The organism is Streptomyces niveiscabiei (genome assembly GCF_033794345.1).
Classification (GTDB): domain Bacteria; phylum Actinomycetota; class Actinomycetes; order Streptomycetales; family Streptomycetaceae; genus Streptomyces; species Streptomyces niveiscabiei.
Genome location: NZ_JARAYJ010000114.1, coordinates 1 through 1017, shown reverse-complemented (window position 1 = coordinate 1017; position 1017 = coordinate 1). Strand labels below are relative to the sequence as shown.

The 1017-nt window shown below is 71.2% G+C and carries 2 protein-coding genes; both read left to right on the top strand.

Annotated elements, in window-relative coordinates; genetic code table 11:
* Positions 1-574 (top strand): type I-E CRISPR-associated protein Cas6/Cse3/CasE (gene cas6e, locus PV682_RS44090; protein ID WP_319738606.1); only part of this gene is annotated, 574 nt, incomplete at its 5' end.
* On the top strand, positions 571-1017 hold a 447-nt coding region (locus tag PV682_RS44085; RefSeq protein ID WP_319738605.1), incomplete at its 3' end, for a CRISPR-associated endonuclease Cas1. The genes cas6e and PV682_RS44085, both read left to right, overlap by 4 nt.

Below are 1017 nucleotides of genomic sequence, written 5' to 3'. Positions count from 1 at the left end.
GGACCCGGCCGCAGCGGGCCGCGCCGACCTGTTCATCGTCAGCCCCGGCCGCCCCGACCTGACCCACCTCGTCGAGGAGGCGGGCTGGCCCGGACTGCCAGAACCCGGCTGGACCACCTTCGCCTACGACGAATTCCTCGACCGCCTCACCAAGGGCAGCACCTGGGGCTTCCGTCTCACCGCCAACCCCGTGCACAACATCCGGCGCGACGAGGACTCCCGGGAGGCCCCGACGAAGCGCGCCGCGCACATCACTCCCCGCCACCAGATCGGCTGGCTGCTCAAACGCCAGGAGAACGCAGGCTTCGAGGTCATAGAAACCCCCGCCGAGCGCCGCCTGACCGAACACGGCCATCAGCACGAGGTGATCGTCCACGACCGGATGCCGTTGCAGTTCACCAAGGCCGGTACGGCGAACGGCCGCCCGCAGGTACGCATCACCCGGGTCACCTTCGACGGCCGCCTGCGCGTCACCGACGCCGACACCTTCCGCCGTACCCTCACCAACGGCCTGGGCAAGGCGAAGGCGTACGGCTGCGGCCTGATGACCCTCGCCCCCCTCCAGCCGTCATGAGCACCGTCGGCCGGCGCGGCGCCTCAACTCCCCGCGAACTCACCAGGGTCGGCGACCGGGTCTCCTTCCTCTACCTGGAACGCTGCACCGTCCACCGCGACGACAACGCCATCACCGCCACCGACGCGGACGGGGTCACCCACATCCCGTCCGCGACCATCGGCACCCTCCTCCTCGGCCCCGGCACCCGCATCACCCACCAGGCCATGTCCGTCCTCGGCGAGTGCGGCGCGGGCGTCGCCTGGGTCGGCGAACAAGGCGTCCGCTTCTACGCCGCCGGCCGCGCCCTCACCCGCTCCAGCCACCTCGTCGAAGCACAGGCCACGGCCTGGGCCAACCGACGCACCCGCCTCGACGTCGCCCGCGCCATGTACCGCCTGCGCTTCCCCGACGAAGACCCCTCGACGAAAACCCGCCAGCAGCTCCTCAGCATGGAAGGCCGA